The organism is Flagellimonas zhangzhouensis (assembly GCF_900102925.1).
Classification (GTDB): Bacteria; Bacteroidota; Bacteroidia; order Flavobacteriales; family Flavobacteriaceae; genus Flagellimonas; species Flagellimonas zhangzhouensis.
The window spans coordinates 70,330-86,343 of sequence record NZ_FNKI01000001.1 but is presented as its reverse complement, the minus strand read 5'-3'; the positions used below and the strand labels follow the sequence as shown (position 1 = coordinate 86,343).

10 protein-coding genes and 1 tRNA gene are annotated in these 16,014 nt (G+C 40.2%); 3 read left to right on the top strand and 8 right to left on the bottom strand.

What is annotated here, in order from left to right; translation table 11 throughout:
* Nucleotides 1–11: 11 nt before the first annotated feature.
* The 6 genes from BLQ18_RS00355 to BLQ18_RS00330 all read right to left on the bottom strand — a co-directional run bounded on the left by BLQ18_RS00355 (nt 12) and on the right by BLQ18_RS00330 (nt 9,362).
* Complete coding sequence (locus BLQ18_RS00355) at nt 12–1,727, bottom strand: SusD/RagB family nutrient-binding outer membrane lipoprotein (RefSeq protein ID WP_090291549.1); 1,716 nt, start codon at nt 1,725–1,727, stop codon at nt 12–14.
* A gap of 30 nt (nt 1,728–1,757) precedes the next feature.
* Nucleotides 1,758–5,000 (bottom strand): SusC/RagA family TonB-linked outer membrane protein, encoded by a 3,243-nt coding sequence (locus tag BLQ18_RS00350; protein ID WP_090291547.1) that lies wholly within the window; start codon nt 4,998–5,000, stop codon nt 1,758–1,760.
* A 372-nt stretch (nt 5,001–5,372) separates the two neighbouring features.
* Nucleotides 5,373–5,843, bottom strand: coding sequence for a helix-turn-helix domain-containing protein (locus tag BLQ18_RS00345; protein ID WP_090291546.1), 471 nt, complete (start codon nt 5,841–5,843; stop codon nt 5,373–5,375).
* Between the two features lie 73 nt (nt 5,844–5,916).
* The gene (locus BLQ18_RS00340) at nt 5,917–7,431 is read right to left on the bottom strand and encodes a helix-turn-helix transcriptional regulator (protein ID WP_090291544.1); all 1,515 of its coding nucleotides are present in this window, start codon (nt 7,429–7,431) and stop codon (nt 5,917–5,919) included.
* 291 nt (nt 7,432–7,722) lie between these two features.
* Nucleotides 7,723–7,795: transfer RNA gene (locus BLQ18_RS00335), tRNA-Met, on the bottom strand.
* Between the two features lie 76 nt (nt 7,796–7,871).
* Nucleotides 7,872–9,362: an aryl-sulfate sulfotransferase gene (locus BLQ18_RS00330; protein WP_175443691.1), complete on the bottom strand. Its 1,491-nt coding sequence runs from the start codon at nt 9,360–9,362 to the stop codon at nt 7,872–7,874.
* A gap of 149 nt (nt 9,363–9,511) precedes the next feature.
* Between BLQ18_RS00330 and BLQ18_RS00325 the strand changes: the two genes are divergently transcribed.
* Both BLQ18_RS00325 and era read left to right on the top strand, forming a co-directional pair.
* Nucleotides 9,512–10,876 carry an alanine/glycine:cation symporter family protein gene (locus BLQ18_RS00325; RefSeq protein ID WP_090291540.1) on the top strand — a complete coding sequence of 455 codons (1,365 nt, stop codon included), beginning with the start codon at nt 9,512–9,514 and terminating at the stop codon, nt 10,874–10,876.
* Nucleotides 10,866–11,747: a GTPase Era gene (gene era / locus BLQ18_RS00320; RefSeq protein ID WP_090291539.1), complete on the top strand. Its 882-nt coding sequence runs from the start codon at nt 10,866–10,868 to the stop codon at nt 11,745–11,747. Before BLQ18_RS00325 ends, era begins: the two co-directional genes overlap by 11 nt.
* Here era and BLQ18_RS00315 read toward each other — a convergent pair.
* Complete coding sequence (locus BLQ18_RS00315; RefSeq protein WP_090291537.1) at nt 11,744–12,259, bottom strand: GTP-binding protein; 516 nt, start codon at nt 12,257–12,259, stop codon at nt 11,744–11,746. The two genes, era and BLQ18_RS00315, sit on opposite strands and share 4 nt — an antisense overlap.
* Before the next feature lie 76 nt (nt 12,260–12,335).
* Here BLQ18_RS00315 and der point away from each other — a divergent pair, with 76 nt between their 5' ends.
* A complete protein-coding gene (der, locus tag BLQ18_RS00310) occupies nt 12,336–13,637 on the top strand; it encodes a ribosome biogenesis GTPase Der (protein WP_090291535.1) in 1,302 nt (433 codons plus the stop codon).
* Nucleotides 13,638–13,639: 2 nt separating this feature from the next.
* Here der and pbpC read toward each other — a convergent pair whose 3' ends face one another.
* The gene (pbpC, locus tag BLQ18_RS00305; protein ID WP_090291533.1) at nt 13,640–16,012 is read right to left on the bottom strand and encodes a penicillin-binding protein 1C; all 2,373 of its coding nucleotides are present in this window, start codon (nt 16,010–16,012) and stop codon (nt 13,640–13,642) included.
* Between the last annotated feature and the right edge of the window lie 2 nt (nt 16,013–16,014).

Sequence of the window (16,014 nt, the reverse complement as noted above, 5' to 3'; positions counted from 1 at the left end):
TAAGTATTAAATCATTTAACGAATCCCTCTGGGTTGGTATCCCAGAACACTGGAGTGTCAGGTGCGCTTTTCTGAACAATGTTCGTATTGCTATCTGCAGCAGTTTGTGAATACCACATAGATCTTAAGAAAGTTCCTGGGTCGGATACTGCAAATGCAGGTGTAAGATTATCAGGCTGTCCTGTTCTTCTATAAGTGTTGTAGGCCTCGATACCATTACACCACAAGGCAATAAAATATTGCTCTGCTATAATTCGCATTTTGTCGGTATCATTTCCTGAATCGTAATTGGTCAAAATTTCGGCAATGTGATTGTCAATAGCTGTTGCTGTTGGAACAAATCCAGAACCGCTGGCCAAAGAAGCTCCAAAGTCAACTACTGTGCCAATGGATTGTCTAATTCCCATTTCAAGATAGTCGCGGGCACTTCCTGTTGTATTTAAGGTCAAGGATGCTTCAGCCAACATAAAATAAGTGAACGAGGACATCATTATTGGAGATATTCCTGCTCCGGCCAAACCTTCACTCACTGCTCCAGATCCAGAAACATTTCTATAGGAATTGTCATCAAACGGACCCCCTACAGGATACGTTCCATGTAAAGTTCTGAAAGCATCATCCGGTGGAATACCATCGTCATCCAAGTGGTTTCTACCCCAGTAACCATCCAAACCATTTATGGCCGGTACGGTACAGTAAGGTTGACTTGGGTCCCACCAAGATGGAAGGGTTACCTCTGTCACACACTCTTTCGTAATTACATCAGCACCGGAAAAATCCGATTGTTGTCTGTAGAAATAATACCTGATTCTTGGATCTGGCTCATTGTACTGATTGGCCATTAAATCCATATAATAATTACTGGTGTAAAAGTCGGAACTTGGCCCAGCACCATCATAGTTGGCATCAAAATAAGGATGTCTACTATCTGGCGATGCATTGTTGGTACCCCATTGGAAGAAGAAATCGTCTGCTGGATCTGTAATCAGTTGTCCACTGTTGATCAACTCGTTGATTCGAGTGGTACTAATTGAGGCTCCAAAACCATCTGCATTGGCTATACGTGTTTGTAAGTATAGTTTAAGACGCATTGTATTGGCCAATTTTCTCCATTTGGTCTCATCTCCATTGTAAAATAGGTCGTTGGAAGGCAATACCGTTTCATCTTTGTTCAGATTGGCAATGGCATCCAATAATAATTGATCTGCCGCTAAATAAATGCTTGCACCGGAATCTACCGTTGGGTTTAAAATTCCTTCACCACCTTTTGCTGCTTCACTATAAGGTACATCTCCAAAGAAATCTACCATGGACATCATAATGTAAGCTTCCAAAATCTGACCTATGGCGATATGGGTATATTGCCCTGCTTCCTCTGCCAAAGGATTCATGGTTCTTATGTCGATCAATGCTCTGGCATAAACATTGTCCCAAACCCTATCGAAATCCGTTGGGTCGTAATTTTCTCTGTATGTGGGTCCAAATCCATGCTGGATTCGAACAGGCTCCATCCCAAACTGACTAAGGCCATTTTCATTCCTTCCTTCTTCACCGGAATGAATTTGGGCGGTCATGAGTTGGATTTGATTTAGAAAGAAGTCTACGCTCGCCTGCGACGGATTAAGTGCATTTGGACTCTCCACTACATCCAAGGTGGTGGTTTCACAGCCCAACATAATTGTTAGAGCAGCGAATACGAGACTTAGTGTCTTAGATATATTTTTCATAATATTATTTTTAATTCTTGTTAGCTGCTATTAAAATGATGCTCTTACAGTTAAACCATATCTTCTTGTGGATGGACCGGTAAAGAAATCGATACCTTGACCATTACCTACCCCTGTACTGGAGGAGTTGGTATCGTAGCGCACATCATCTGGGAAGTTGACTGCCTTGAACCAAAGGTTGGACCCGGATAGGGTAAAGGATAAGCTACCAAATGGAGTTCTTTCCAACATTTTTGAAGGCAAGGAATAACCTAGTGATGCTTCTTGCAAGCGAATGGTAGATCCATCAAAAACATTTACCTCGTTGATGCCTCCTGCAAAGAAGGTGTTGAAACCAAATTCTGTTGAAGTGATAGCTACATTGTTTGGTGTACCATCGGCAAATACTCCTGGAAGAATATAATTGGCTTCTCTATAAATCGGATTATCTGAGTCAACAACCCCTCTACCAATCAAACCTGCTGTGGTTACGGAATATACATCCCCACCATGGCGGTATTGTAAATTGGCCGAAAGTGTAAAGTTTTTGAATGAGATACTTGGAATCAATGCAGTGGTCCAATCTGGGTTGGGATCACCGATTTCGGTAATGTTGTTGTTTACCAAATATCTACCGTTGCTTCCTACTACTTTGTTTCCATTATCGTCCGTTTGGATAGTTGTTCCTAAGAACACACCAAAAGGCCTACCTTCCACAGCGTAGTTGGCAGCTTCCCCGGCTACCCCAAAAGTCAAAAGAATGTTGTTGGTTCCTTCAGCAAGGTCGGTCACGGTGGTTTCAGTGGTTGTAAAGTTACCTGCAATATTGAATCCAATACCTGAGTTACTTTCTTTTAAAAGATCAAAATCATAATCTACTTCAACACCTTCGGTCTGTACCTCTCCAATATTCACAAAAGTTGAACGGAAACCTGTGGAACTGTCCAAAGTTCTGTTGGTAATCAAGTCGGTAGTTGATTTTTGGAATACACTAACGTTCAAGTTAAGACTGTTGAACAGGCGTGTATCCAAACCAATCTCCAATTCTTGAACTCTTTCTGGTTGAAGGTCTCGGTTACCCAAAACATCGGAAACCGTGTTTCCTGAAACGACTGTTCCATTGGTATCAACAAAAGTTCTTGCTCCAAGGGTCAATACATCCCTAGTGTTGAAAGGGGTAGGGAAACCAGCGGATGATCCATATCCTAATCTAAGTTTGGCATAGTTTAAAACGTTGCCTTGTAATGCTGGTATGGCCGTGGTAGGAATAAAGGATAGACTGGCTCCAGGGTAGAAAAGTGAGTTGTTTTCTCTTTCCAAAGTTGAGGACCAGTCGTTTCTTCCGACCACATTTAAATAGACCATATCTTTATAAGAAAGGGTAGCATCCAAATAGATACCCACTAGGTTTTCTTCAAAATTTTGGTTCAATGCGGTTCCAGAAAAGGAGTTTACGGTAGATGGAGTAGTGAAGTTATAATGCTCCAACACACCAAATACCAATTGTCCTTGACTTTCCACACCATCTTGTGCATAAGTGTCTCTTCGACTGTTGGCACCTAATGTGGCCTGAAGGTTCAAGTCGTCTGTTAAGGCTTTTTCCGCACTCAAGATTAAATCGTGGTTCCAAATGGAGTTTCTAACCGAAGTTGTTCTCAAGATTCCTAAGGTTGGTCCGTCTACACCACCGCGGTTTTGTCCGTAGGAGTTTAACTCAGTATAAGTATCCAAACCTACTCGGTAAGTTAGGTTCATCCAGTCGTTAATTGCATAACTCATAGAAACGTTACCTGTAAAACGGTCTGTTTCCTGAGAGGTTTTGGAGTTGGCAACGGTCCAATATGGGTTTTGGATGTCGTTTCCAGATCGGTAATATAAACTTCTACCATCTGCTGCCTGAAATGGAATGTTGGTAAGATCAACACTACGGGGCGTATAAAGTACATCCCCGAAAATGGCCGAACCGTTAAACGCTGCCCCACTTCCTGTACTTACCGCATTTGGTGGGGATTTATATCCTGTTCTTGCAAAGTTGAACACCCCTGAAACCGTAAAGTTGTTGGAAAGTCTTGCATTTCCACCTAAACTAAAGTTATTACGGGTCAGTTTGTTTCCGGGAGTTACCCCTATATCCTCATTACGACCGTAATTGGCGTTAAAGTTTATTTTTTCCGAACCTCCACGCACGTTTACAGAGGTACTGTACACATAACCAGTTCTGAAGAATTCTTCAACACCATTATAAGGCTTGTATGGATATTCTTCATTCAAAAGATCCTCGTAACCTGCAATAAGGGTTGGATCCGCTATATAGTTGAATGGGTGTTGTAGAATTGCCTCTCCATTTGGACCTGTTCTGATGAATTGTCCTGCTTGGGCTATTCCGTCGTCGTCTGTACGGTCAAATCGTGGACCCCAGTTACTAAAAAAGTATCCAAATCCTTGGTGGAAACCACCTCCGTAGTTGTCTTGGTATTTTGGCAATACAGCGTTGGACATAAATACGGACTGGGTTACGGATACTTCTGTTTTTGATGAGGTATCACCAGATGAAGCACCTTTGGTGGTAATCAAAATCACCCCATTACGACCACGGTTACCATAAAGTACCGTTGCACTCAAACCCTTTAATACACTTACACTTTCAATATTGTTCGGATCCAAATCCAAAAATCTACTGGATTCGGTATTACCGTCCAAAAAGTTGGTTTGGGTATTGGTGCCGGAATCAAATGGAATACCATCCACAATAAACAAAGGTTGATTGGATTGTGTGGCGGAGGAGTATCCACGGATGATTATATTGGTACCTGAACCGGAAAGACCATTGTTAGCGGTAATGTTTACACCGGCAACCTTACCATTTAAAACCCTGGCAATATCCGCTTCAGGTCGGGCTTCAACCTTTTCTGATTCCACAGTAGTTACGGAATATCCAAGGGAACGTTTTTCCCTAACGATACCTTGAGCCGTTACCACTACTTCTTCCAGTTGTGAGGCATCTTCAACCATTTGAACATCAATGGTGCTGCTGGCACCAACGGAACGTTCAATGCTTTGCATTCCTAAATAGGAAAAGACTAGAACGGCACCTTCATTTGCAGTAATTGCATACATCCCATCAAAATCGGATTGGGTACCCTGTGTAGTTCCTTTAATTAAAATGTTTACACCGGGCAAGGGCACGCCATCTTGATCGATTACCGTTCCGGTAACCGTTTTTTCTTGGGCCTGGACAAATGCAAATGATAAGCATATTGCCACCAGAGCTCCAAACAGTTTCTTTACTTTCATACGAATAAAGTTTTGTTAGTAATTGAATCGAGTCAGGCAACTGAGAAAGGCGGGCGGAGTAAGGAAAAATGATAGCTAATTCAAATAATACTTCAGGGAAGTGAACAAAACTTAATGGATTTTGTTTTTTAGAAGTAAGGCCTCTCACCGCCCTACCTTTACAATTGCACAACAAATCAATTCATAAGCTGGGTGAAAGAGGTACTTTTAAAACGGACGGTACCCCTAAAAACCCATTGCCGATGGGGAAGTACTGTTTTTAACATAAACACAAACCGAATTTTACTTTGATATAATGCATAAAAAAAACCTCTTGATTTCAAGAGGTTTTTAGCAAATAGCCTTAACGATTTAATGATGATGGTTAGCTCTTTAAGCCATTTGAATTTCATAGGAATAGACCATGGAACTTCGATAATCGTTCGGGCAAACTCCAGTCACCTTTTTAAAGGCTGTATAGAAACTGTTCTTACTGTTAAAACCCACTTCGTACATAATCGCCTTGACACTAAGATGAGGTTCCGATGCCAGTAAATGTTTGGCCTCTTTTATGCGATATTCGTTTACAAATGCATAAAAGTTTTTAGAGAAATAGGTGTTGATTACTTGCGATACCTTATACCGATTGTGGTCGATATGGGTTGCCAAATCATCCAAGCCAATGTCGTTGCTTCTGTAAATCTTGTCTTCCTCAAAGGCTTGTTTTACTTTCTCCCTAATTGTTAATGCTTGATCCAAGGTGAGCCCAGATTTTCGATACTTTTTTGGCCCCCTGAATCTCGTTTTAATAGGTTCCTCCTTGTCCAGGTATTTAAATACCATGTGTTTTAGCAGTCTTCTCATTTGATTGAAGTTTTTGATTGATGACTACTAGTTACCCATAAAATAAGGATTTATCGGTGTTCCCGATAAGAGTTTACCCTTCTTTAAGGAGGTCTAGATATTGACTGGGGGTGAGGTCTGTGTTTTTCTTGAAGGCTTTGTTAAAAGATACTTTGTTGTTGTAACCCACCTCGTAGGCAATGTCGATAATGTTGCGTTCGTTTTCTGTTTTGAGCAACTCCTGAGCTTCCTTAATCCGATAAGAGTTTACAAATTGATGAAAACTCATATTAAAATGTTCGTTGATCAGTTGCGAAGCATTGTGACGGGTGGTGTCCAATTTTTCCGCAACCATATCCAAATTAATATCGTTGTTTCGATAGAGCTTTTCATTTTCAAATAAATCCGTGAGATTTTCTTTGAGTTCGTTGCTTAAACTATGGGTCAATCCCGATTTTACATATTTGGGGAACAATCGATTGGTGTAGGAGTAAAACCCACTGAATACGTCGGGTTGTACATTGGCCGCATAACCCACATACAGTACCATGGCACTCATTAAAATTATCGGTGCGTGGAACATGATCCCAGTATTTTTTCCAGCCATGATGTAAAGACCATAGATAATGTAAACTACTACATAACTCACATGAATTATGTACATGTTTTTCTGCCAAACATGGGTTTTTTGAGGTAGATTATTTGAATTTTTGCTGATAATTCTGTGAACGAAGTAGGCATATACACCTAAGGATACTGCTTTAAGGATGACCATCAGTACAAGTTTTGTAGAATCCCCAGGATTTAGACCTTCTTGCAGTCGGTTTAACATCAGTAATATTTTATCTGAACCTGTAAAGGCATAGACCGTAAAGATCATGTATACCATTAAAATCAAGGTAGGCAGAAAGTGAAGTAAGTCTTTTTTATGTAAAGCTCGTGAATTGGATACCCTTCTAAAATATAAATACAGCAAGGGGCCATACATAAAAGAGGACCATGTAGACATTAAATAGGTGTGTGGATATTGAAACACATAATTGGTTTGGTTCACACAGATATTTAATATGAACAGCGAGTGAATAAAAATAAAAATGGATATTAAGAAACGCGCCTGCTTATCTATTTTTTTGCTGATCAACAAGAATAGAGCAATGTAGAACCCAACCAAGGAAACAAAAAAGTAAAATACTGACCAAGCGGTAATTTTCGGAATTACCGTCCCTGAAAGTATTTTGAACTCCTCATTAGTTCGAATAGAATCAAACCCCTCATGCAATAAAAAGGTGGGGTGAAAATCAATTTCGAAATAATCATAAATACTGGAAAGTGCTCTTTCAGAGTCGTTTAAGGCAGCTTGACTCAGAGCGAGTTTTTTAATGATATGTATTTTTTGGTCTTGATCTTCTACGTCCAGACTTTCCTCATAAAGTGGAATAGCCTTTTCAAATTCGTGTGTGTTAAAGTAATAGTCTGCCCATTCCAATGAATCTTGAAAGGCTACCGTAGATGGAATCCCCCCTGTGATTGCAGTTGAGGTAAAACCATAGCAAATCATTCCATTGAAAAATAGAAAGAGTAAGACAATATGGTTAGTTAATTGTCTCATTTTTGATTGATGATGAATTAGTCTTAACAATGTAGGGAAATAACATGTTAAAATTGTTAAGGAACTATTAAAATAGGTAAGCCCCGATAAAAGTTTACTATTTAAAAAGGGTATAACTTATTAATATACTGAATTTTATATGCAAATCTAGTTGTGCTCAAGAGATGAACTAATCTTATCAAATGAAAGAGGTTACTCGAATCTTATAAAGTTAAATTCCTTTTAATGAATGAAAGTGAGCTATAATTAAGGCATAAAAAAAGCCGAAAACAATTGTTTTCGGCTTCCTAGTAGCGGGGACTGGACTCGAACCAGCGACCTTCGGGTTATGAGCCCGACGAGCTACCTACTGCTCTACCCCGCGATGTGGACGGCAAATATACGAACATTTCGTAGATCTACACAACAGAAACTATATTTAGTTTTTTAATTGCTGATTATCAAATTCCTAGGCTTAAAATTTCATCACTATCCTTTGAATAAAATATACCTCGCCAGAATGGAATGCCATTTCCATCGTATTTCCAAACAACTTCACCTGCTGGTGTTACCTCCCAAAATCCATAATCGCCTTCACAAATCAATGTATTGCCATTGGGCAATCTATCGGCACCGCTAATTCTCGGATTGAAAAGGTTTGCGTCTGTAAATTCAAAAAGAAGTTCAGGGTCACCGCCGATAGTAGTTGATCCATTGATTGTAGGTAGCCTAAATTCCATGGCACTGGATTGACCTGCAATTTCATTATTGTTGAAAATTAATAGACTCAATTCACCATTAGTATTAACAAATGTGGGGTGGTGGTTGTAATCGAAGATGGAAGATGCATTTAAATCACCAAACACTTTTTGATTTCCAAATCTATATAGTAGGTCACCTCCTCTATTAAATTGACCGCCAGTTTCTGTTTTGGCTTCAGCAGTGGTGGTGCTATGGTCTATAAACCAAACCTCACTATAAAAATTGATACTCAATACTATTATGTCTTGCTCTGGCAGATAATCCAAACCGTTGGAATGCATGATATCTCCAATTTCAGCAAATTGGTGTTCAATGGAATTGGCATGTCTTATATTGATTTTATTTTTTTCCACCGAAGGATCACCAAATGAATCTAAATTTTCATCAAAATCCTGAACAATGTGTTCCCAACTTCTCCACTCCCAAACAATGGTGTCCGTTGAAGGATCAATTTCTATCAGTTTTTCGGTAAAAATGTCTGTTGATTTGTTCAATCCAACTGCAACTGCATCTGCATTTGGAATGCGTTCCCAGACCAGTGCAAGAACATTTCCGTTGGGTAATTTGGTCAAATCATGGTGGGTAATCTCATTGGTTGTAGATAATTCATATTCCCAGAGTATGGTTCCATCTTTATCTATTTCCCTAATTAAACCAGCTTGTCCTCCAAAGGTAATTTCTGGATTACTGGCCTTAAATAGGCCTAAAACTGTACCGTCAGTGGTAATTTCAATATCCTGCCCAAGCACATCATCAAACTCCCAAGTAAAAACCTTGTTTCCAAAATGATCTAAAAGGTAGCAGGTGTTCTGTCCATTTTCTATGGCAAAAATGTATCCCGAATCATCAATCAGGTCTTCATTTAATACAACCACATTTTCACTTATAGTAACCGTTTCACTAAAATTGGCATTAATGCTTATTGCACCACTAACCTCAAAGGAAATGGTTGGATTCGTGTCCACGATATCACCATCCCAACCATCAAAAGAATAGCCTTCCAATGGGCTGGCGGTAACTTCTAAAGTTGTACCGCTTAAGTATTCTCCCGAAGTCAGATTTACAGTTCCGCCTTCATCGGTATTGATGGTGACAGTATAATAAATATTGTTTTGTGCATCATCATTGTTACAGGAACAAGCGAAAATAAAAGAAATTAAAACAAGGATAAAGATTGGGTATTTTCTCACATTTACAGTTTTAGAAGTGGAAAAGATACTTTAAAAAACTGTGTCTTTAAAAGTTGAGGTTCAATTTTGGACGTAAGAGCATTGTTGTAATTTCATTGAGGTCTTATATGTCTTGAGTCAAAATGCTTACCTTCGGGACTTTTCTATTTATGGAAGCCATAAACGATTTTATATCCTTTCTTTTGCCCTACACCGAGTGGCCCATGTTTATCCTGCTCATTGGTGGTGGACTGTTCCTAGTTTTCTATTCCAAGTTTGCACCTTACCGTTATTTTGGGCATGCCATTGCCATTGTTTCAGGTAAGTATGATGATAAAAATGCGAAGGGAGATGTTACGTCCTTTCAAGCTTTGTCCGCGGCAGTAGCGGCAACTGTTGGACTTGGAAATATTTCGGGTGTTGCTATTGCTATTCACGATGGAGGGCCAGGTGTCGTATTTTGGATTTGGATGACGGCCCTTTTGGGAATGGGCATCAAATTTTATTCAGGAAGTTTGGCCATTATGTTTCGAGGAACCGATGCCGATGGCAAAATGCAGGGAGGTCCAATGTTCTATATTACCCAAGGAATGGGAAAATGGGCTAAACCCATGGCCATATTTTTTAGTATTTGTGGACTCTTCGGATTTCTCGGGGTGTTTACCGCAAACCAATTTACCGAAGCCTTTATGGGAGTGGTAGAACCGCACAAAACACTATTTGTAGCGAGTGAATACAGTTGGAAATTGGGAATTGGGTTCGTTTTGGCCATCATCACCTCAATAGTAATTTTTGGAGGATTGACTAAGATTGCTAAAGTGGCATCAGCCATTGTTCCCGTAATGGTAGGGATATATTTGTTGGCTGTAATTTTTGTGATGGCAAGCAATGCTGGTGAAGTATTTCCTGCCCTAAAAATGATTCTAGTTGAAGCATGGAATTTTGATACGATGGTCACAGGTGGATTTTGGGGCTTGGTGATCATTGGGGTTCGACGCGCCATGTTCTCCAACGAAGCTGGTTTGGGTAGTGCACCCATGTATCACGGTCAATCTAAAAATAACGACCCCACTAAAGAGGGGCTTGTCGCCATGTTAGGGCCATTTATTGACACTATTTTAGTTTGTACATTCACCGCCGTGGTAATTATTTTGAGCGGTGCCTATCTAGAAGAGGGTAGCGGAATCACCATGACCATGATTGCTTTTGAAAAAACCCTTTATGGAATTGGAGATATCTTGTTAATGGTGATTGTAGCAGCATTTGCATTATCTACTTTGTTCACTTATTCGTACTACGGGGTAAAGAGTTTGTCGTTTTTAACCAACCCCAAAATTGGGAAGTGGTACAATGTGTTTTTTATTGTAATGATCGTTTTTGCCGCAATTGCCTCCTTAAAATTGGTAAAAAACCTCATAGATCTATCTTATGCGCTTATGGTGATACCAAATATGATCGCAGTGTTGTACCTTGCACCCAAAGTAAACGCAGCATCCAAAGCATATTTTAAAAAACGAAAACAAGGTGGCGCATAAATCAGGATTTGTAAATATTATCGGCAACCCCAATGTGGGTAAATCCACTTTGATGAATGCCTTTGTGGGTGAAAAATTATCTATTATCACCTCCAAGGCACAGACCACCCGTCACCGTATTTTAGGTATAGTAAATGGAGATGATTTTCAGGTAATTCTTTCCGATACCCCTGGAATTATTAAACCCGCATACGAGTTACAAACTTCCATGATGGATTTTGTAAAATCCGCTTTTGAGGATGCCGATGTGTTGATCTACATGGTGGAAATAGGGGAGAAAGCCCTTAAAGATGAAGCCTTTTTCAAAAAAATAGAGAACAGTACCATTCCCGTTTTGTTGCTCCTCAATAAAATTGATACTTCCGATCAAGAAAAGTTGGAAGAACAAATGCAATATTGGCAAAATCTGCTGCCTTCAGCAGAAATCCATCCTATTTCAGCATTGGAAAATTTCAATGTAAAAGAAGTGTTTGCCCGAATTTTGGAACTTTTGCCCGAGGGTCCAGCTTACTATCCAAAGGATCAAATGACGGATAAACCCGAACGCTTTTTTGTGAACGAAACTATCCGTGAAAAAATTCTACTTCACTATAAAAAGGAAATCCCATATTCCGTAGAGGTAGAAACCGAAGAGTTTTTGGAGGACGAAGATATTATTCGCATTCGTTCCGTGATTATGGTAGAAAGGGATACCCAAAAAGGAATCATCATAGGCCATAAAGGAAGTGCTCTTAAAAGAGTGGGTGTGGAAGCTAGAAAAGATTTGGAAAAATTTTTTTCCAAACAAGTGCATATCGAACTCTACGTAAAAGTAAACAAGAACTGGAGGAGCAATTCCCAACAGCTTAAAAGGTTCGGTTACAACGGCTAGGTAATTTCGCCAATTCGTTTAAATCCAGAAATTGTATCCTTAAAAAAACGTTTCAGCTGTTCCATTTGTGGTTCCCCTTTCGATTTTCCCAATCGGCCAAAAGCATAAAGGGCAATCCAAATCACCATCAAAAAAAACATGCCCACCAGCCAAATTGTGATGTCCTTGTCCAACGAATAATTGGAGTAGGCAAAAATGCCCAAAATCACAAAAAGGGTGGCCACTCCAAAATGTAAAAACATAAAAAAGGTCCACAAAGTAGGGTTGGGGCCAAAAACACCCCGAATATTGCTAATCCCCTTTTCAAAGGAAGAAAGTTCCAAATGCAATTGAGGTGTCCAGAAATTGGTTTCTTTTTTTTTGAATTTGATAAAGATGTGTTCATCCAGTCTTTTCACCTGAAAAGAATCGGCATGAACCCCATCAAAAACCTGTTCCAATTCTTCCAATTCTCCCTTTAGGGAGATGCGAAATCGTGGTCGTAAAACAATCTCATTGGTCAACTCGCTCATAATCTGTTGAAACTGATTGAAAAAGGTATCATTTTTTCTTCATAATAAATGCTACTTTTGCCAAAAATTAATGCTGATGGGAGCTATCGTAGCCATAGTAGGGAGACCCAATGTCGGGAAGTCCACATTTTTCAACCGTTTGATCCAACGTAGAGAGGCCATTGTAGATGCCGTGAGCGGGGTAACCCGTGATCGCCACTATGGTAAAAGTGATTGGAATGGTAAGGAGTTTTCTTTGATTGATACTGGTGGCTACGTAGTGGGCAGTGATGATGTTTTTGAAAAGGAAATCGACAGACAAGTAGAGTTGGCCATTGACGAAGCGGATGCCATCATATTTATGGTGGATGTCGAATCTGGAGTAACAGGAATGGATGAAGATGTGGCCAAGTTGCTTCGCAGGGTAGATAAACCTGTGTTTTTGGCCGTAAATAAAGTGGATAATCCACAACGTATGGCAGATGCCGTTGAGTTTTACGCATTGGGGTTGGGGGACTATTTCACCATTTCCAGTATCAACGGAAGTGGTTCAGGGGAATTGTTGGATGCCTTGGTAGAGGTACTTCCAGAAGTTGTTGAAGAAGAAAGTGAATTACCTCGTTTTGCCGTTGTCGGAAGACCCAATGCAGGTAAATCATCCTTTATAAATGCCCTAATTGGTGAAGACCGTTACATAGTAACCGATATTGCAGGAACCACAAGAGACAGTATCGATACCAAATACAACCGTTTTGGATTTGAATTCAACTTGGTGGATACAGCAGGAATCCGCAGAAAGGCCAAAGTTAGGGAAGATCTCGAATTTTATTCCGTGATGCGCTCTGTCCGTGCCATTGAGCATTGCGATGTTTGTATTTTGATGTTGGATGCCACCCGTGGGTTCGACGGTCAGGTGCAGAATATTTTTTGGCTGGCACAACGAAACAATAAAGGCATCGTGATTTTGGTGAACAAATGGGATTTGGTGGAGAAAGAGACCAATTCCGTAAAAGAATACACCGCCAAAATCAAAGAAGTGATTTCTCCTTTTGAAGATGTACCGATTCTTTTCATTTCTGTTTTGAACAAACAGCGAATTTTTAAAGCGATTGAAACCGCTGTGGAAGTGTACAACAACCGTTCAAAAAAGGTGCCTACCCGAAAATTGAACGATATTATGTTGCCCCTTATTGAAAATTACCCACCGCCTGCATATAAGGGGAAATATGTAAAAATCAAGTTTTGCACCCAGTTGCCCACGCCATATCCGCAGTTTGCATTTTTCTGTAACCTGCCACAATATGTTCGTGATCCTTACAAGCGATATTTGGAGAATAAGTTGAGGGAGAATTTTGACTTTACAGGTGTGCCGATTACGGTCTTTATGCGTAAAAAGTAACTTTAGTTTTCAGAAGCCAATCGCACTTCAACTTTTTGTTGAATTCGATTTCCTTCTTGGTCAACGGCCGTTAAGGTGTAATCCCCAGGCTCTACATTTAAGGTAAATTCATGAAAATCTTGGGTTTTGCCGACGAATGTCTCATTCAAATACCAAAAAACAATGGCATTGGATTGTTGGTGCGCCAGTTGAAGTACAATGTCTTTGGTAGGTTTGCCCAAATCTTTTGGTAATAAGATAGTTTCCCCTTTTTTTGGATAGATAAACTCCATAAGTTGGGCGTCCATCTGTGAGCAATTATTCAAATAGGGAGGCAGTTCCTTATAATTTGGATTGGAATTAGCGTAATAAAATTCGATAGTGGGCGGAAGTACAAACCAACTTTTTGCTACCATATCCTCCATGGAATAACAATTGCTATTCACTCGATATTGCTCGTTGGCATCCAAAAATATTTGACGGTGAAAAGGGCAAGGACCAGTTCGAACTCCGAGAGTAGGCACCCAGTTTTTATCCGTTTGGGCACAATACACAGAAGCTCGATAACCGCTATCAGCACAAACTTCAACCTGCACAAGGTCATCAAATGGCTCTTGAAACCAACCACTTTTTGGTAGGGCATCCAAAACATCAAAAAGAATGGGAGCAGCAGCAGTAATTCCCGTTAATCCAGGTCTTCCTTCGCCATCCGCGTTTCCTGCCCAAACACCAATGGCGTATTTGGGGGTAACACCAATCGCCCATGCATCTTTAAAACCAAAACTGGTTCCTGTTTTCCAAGCAATGGGTTGGGCAGCATCAAAAAAGTGCCAATTTTCATCTCCTTCAGGTCGGTTTACCTCATACATGGATTGAAATGTGTCAAAAATAGCCCCTGCGCCTACCACAGATGCTTCGAATTGAGTTTCTCCAAAATTAGTGGTCGGATACAGTAAATAGGTGGGTTCCACATACTCATTGGTGCGATACGTACTAGAGTTAACATTGAAATAATTAAGGGTAGAAGCCATTGCGGCATAGGTGCTGGTCAATTCCCACAATGAACTTTCCGCCCCACCCAAAATCAAGGAGAGTCCATAAAATGAAGATGATTTATTAATGGAGTTCAAGTTCATTTTTTGGAGCTTGTTGTAAAACTTTTGCAAGCCATATTCACGCAACAATCTTACAGCAGGAACATTTAGTGAACGTGATAGTGCCCTGCTGGCAGGCACGGCTCCAGCATATTTTTTATCAAAATTCTGAGGATTGTAGCCGTTGATCACTGTCGGAACATCTTCCACCAATGTTTGGGGTAAAAGTTGACCCTCATTTAAGATAGAGGCAAATAACATCGGTTTTAAAGTGCTTCCTGTACTCCTGTTTTTGGTAATGATGTCCACATAACTGCCATGCTCCATGCCAGAGGGTGAATTGCCCACATAGCCCAAAACTTGGCGAGACTCCACATCGAGCACCAGAATGGCCAAATTGTTGATCTCGTTGTTTTTGAGTTGGTGAAAATGTCTTTCCGAAATAAGATTCAGTTGCTGTTGAAGTGGCCTATTAATGGAAGTTTGAATTTGTTCTCCGTGATGTTCGTTTCGGATGCGTTCCGTTAAATGCGGAGCAACATTGGGTAGTGGAAGGGGTTTTTCAGGAAGCGGTTCTGCTAGGGCCAACTCAAATGTGGTTTGGTCAATAACTCCTTTTTCTTTGAGTTTTTCCAATAGGCGATTTCGTTTTTGAATAAAGATTTGCTCGTTTCGTCCAGGAAAAATGAGTGCTGGAGCATTGGGCAATACGGCCAAGGCTGCACTTTGTCCCCAACTGAGTTCATGGGCTGGAATTCCAAAATAGCGCCATGCAGCCGTTTCCAATCCCACCACATTTCCACCGTACGGGGTATACGAAGCATATAATTTTAAAATCTCATCCTTGGACAATCGAAACTCCAATCGGGTCGCTTTAAAAATTTCTATACATTTTTCCCAATAGGTTCTTTTTTGATTTTTACGACTCAATCGAATCACTTGTTGTGTTATCGTACTTCCACCTCTTCGTGTCTCTTTGGTGAGATTATGGCCAATGGCCTTGATAATGGAAATAGGATTGAACCCAGGATGACTGTAAAAATATTCATCCTCAAAAAGTAAAATGCTTTGCTTGTATTTTTCTGGGACTGAATCCATCGCAGGAAAACGCCATTGGCCATCGTCCGCGATTCGAGCGCCAATCAATGAACCATCGGAACTGTTCACAACCGTTGAGGTAGGTTCGTTGAACAGGTTTTTGGGCAGACAAAACAACCATATAATTAAAACGATGAAAAATACACCGAGCTTAATTTTATGGTCAACTGTAAATTTTTTTACTGGCGATAATAATTCACTCATTC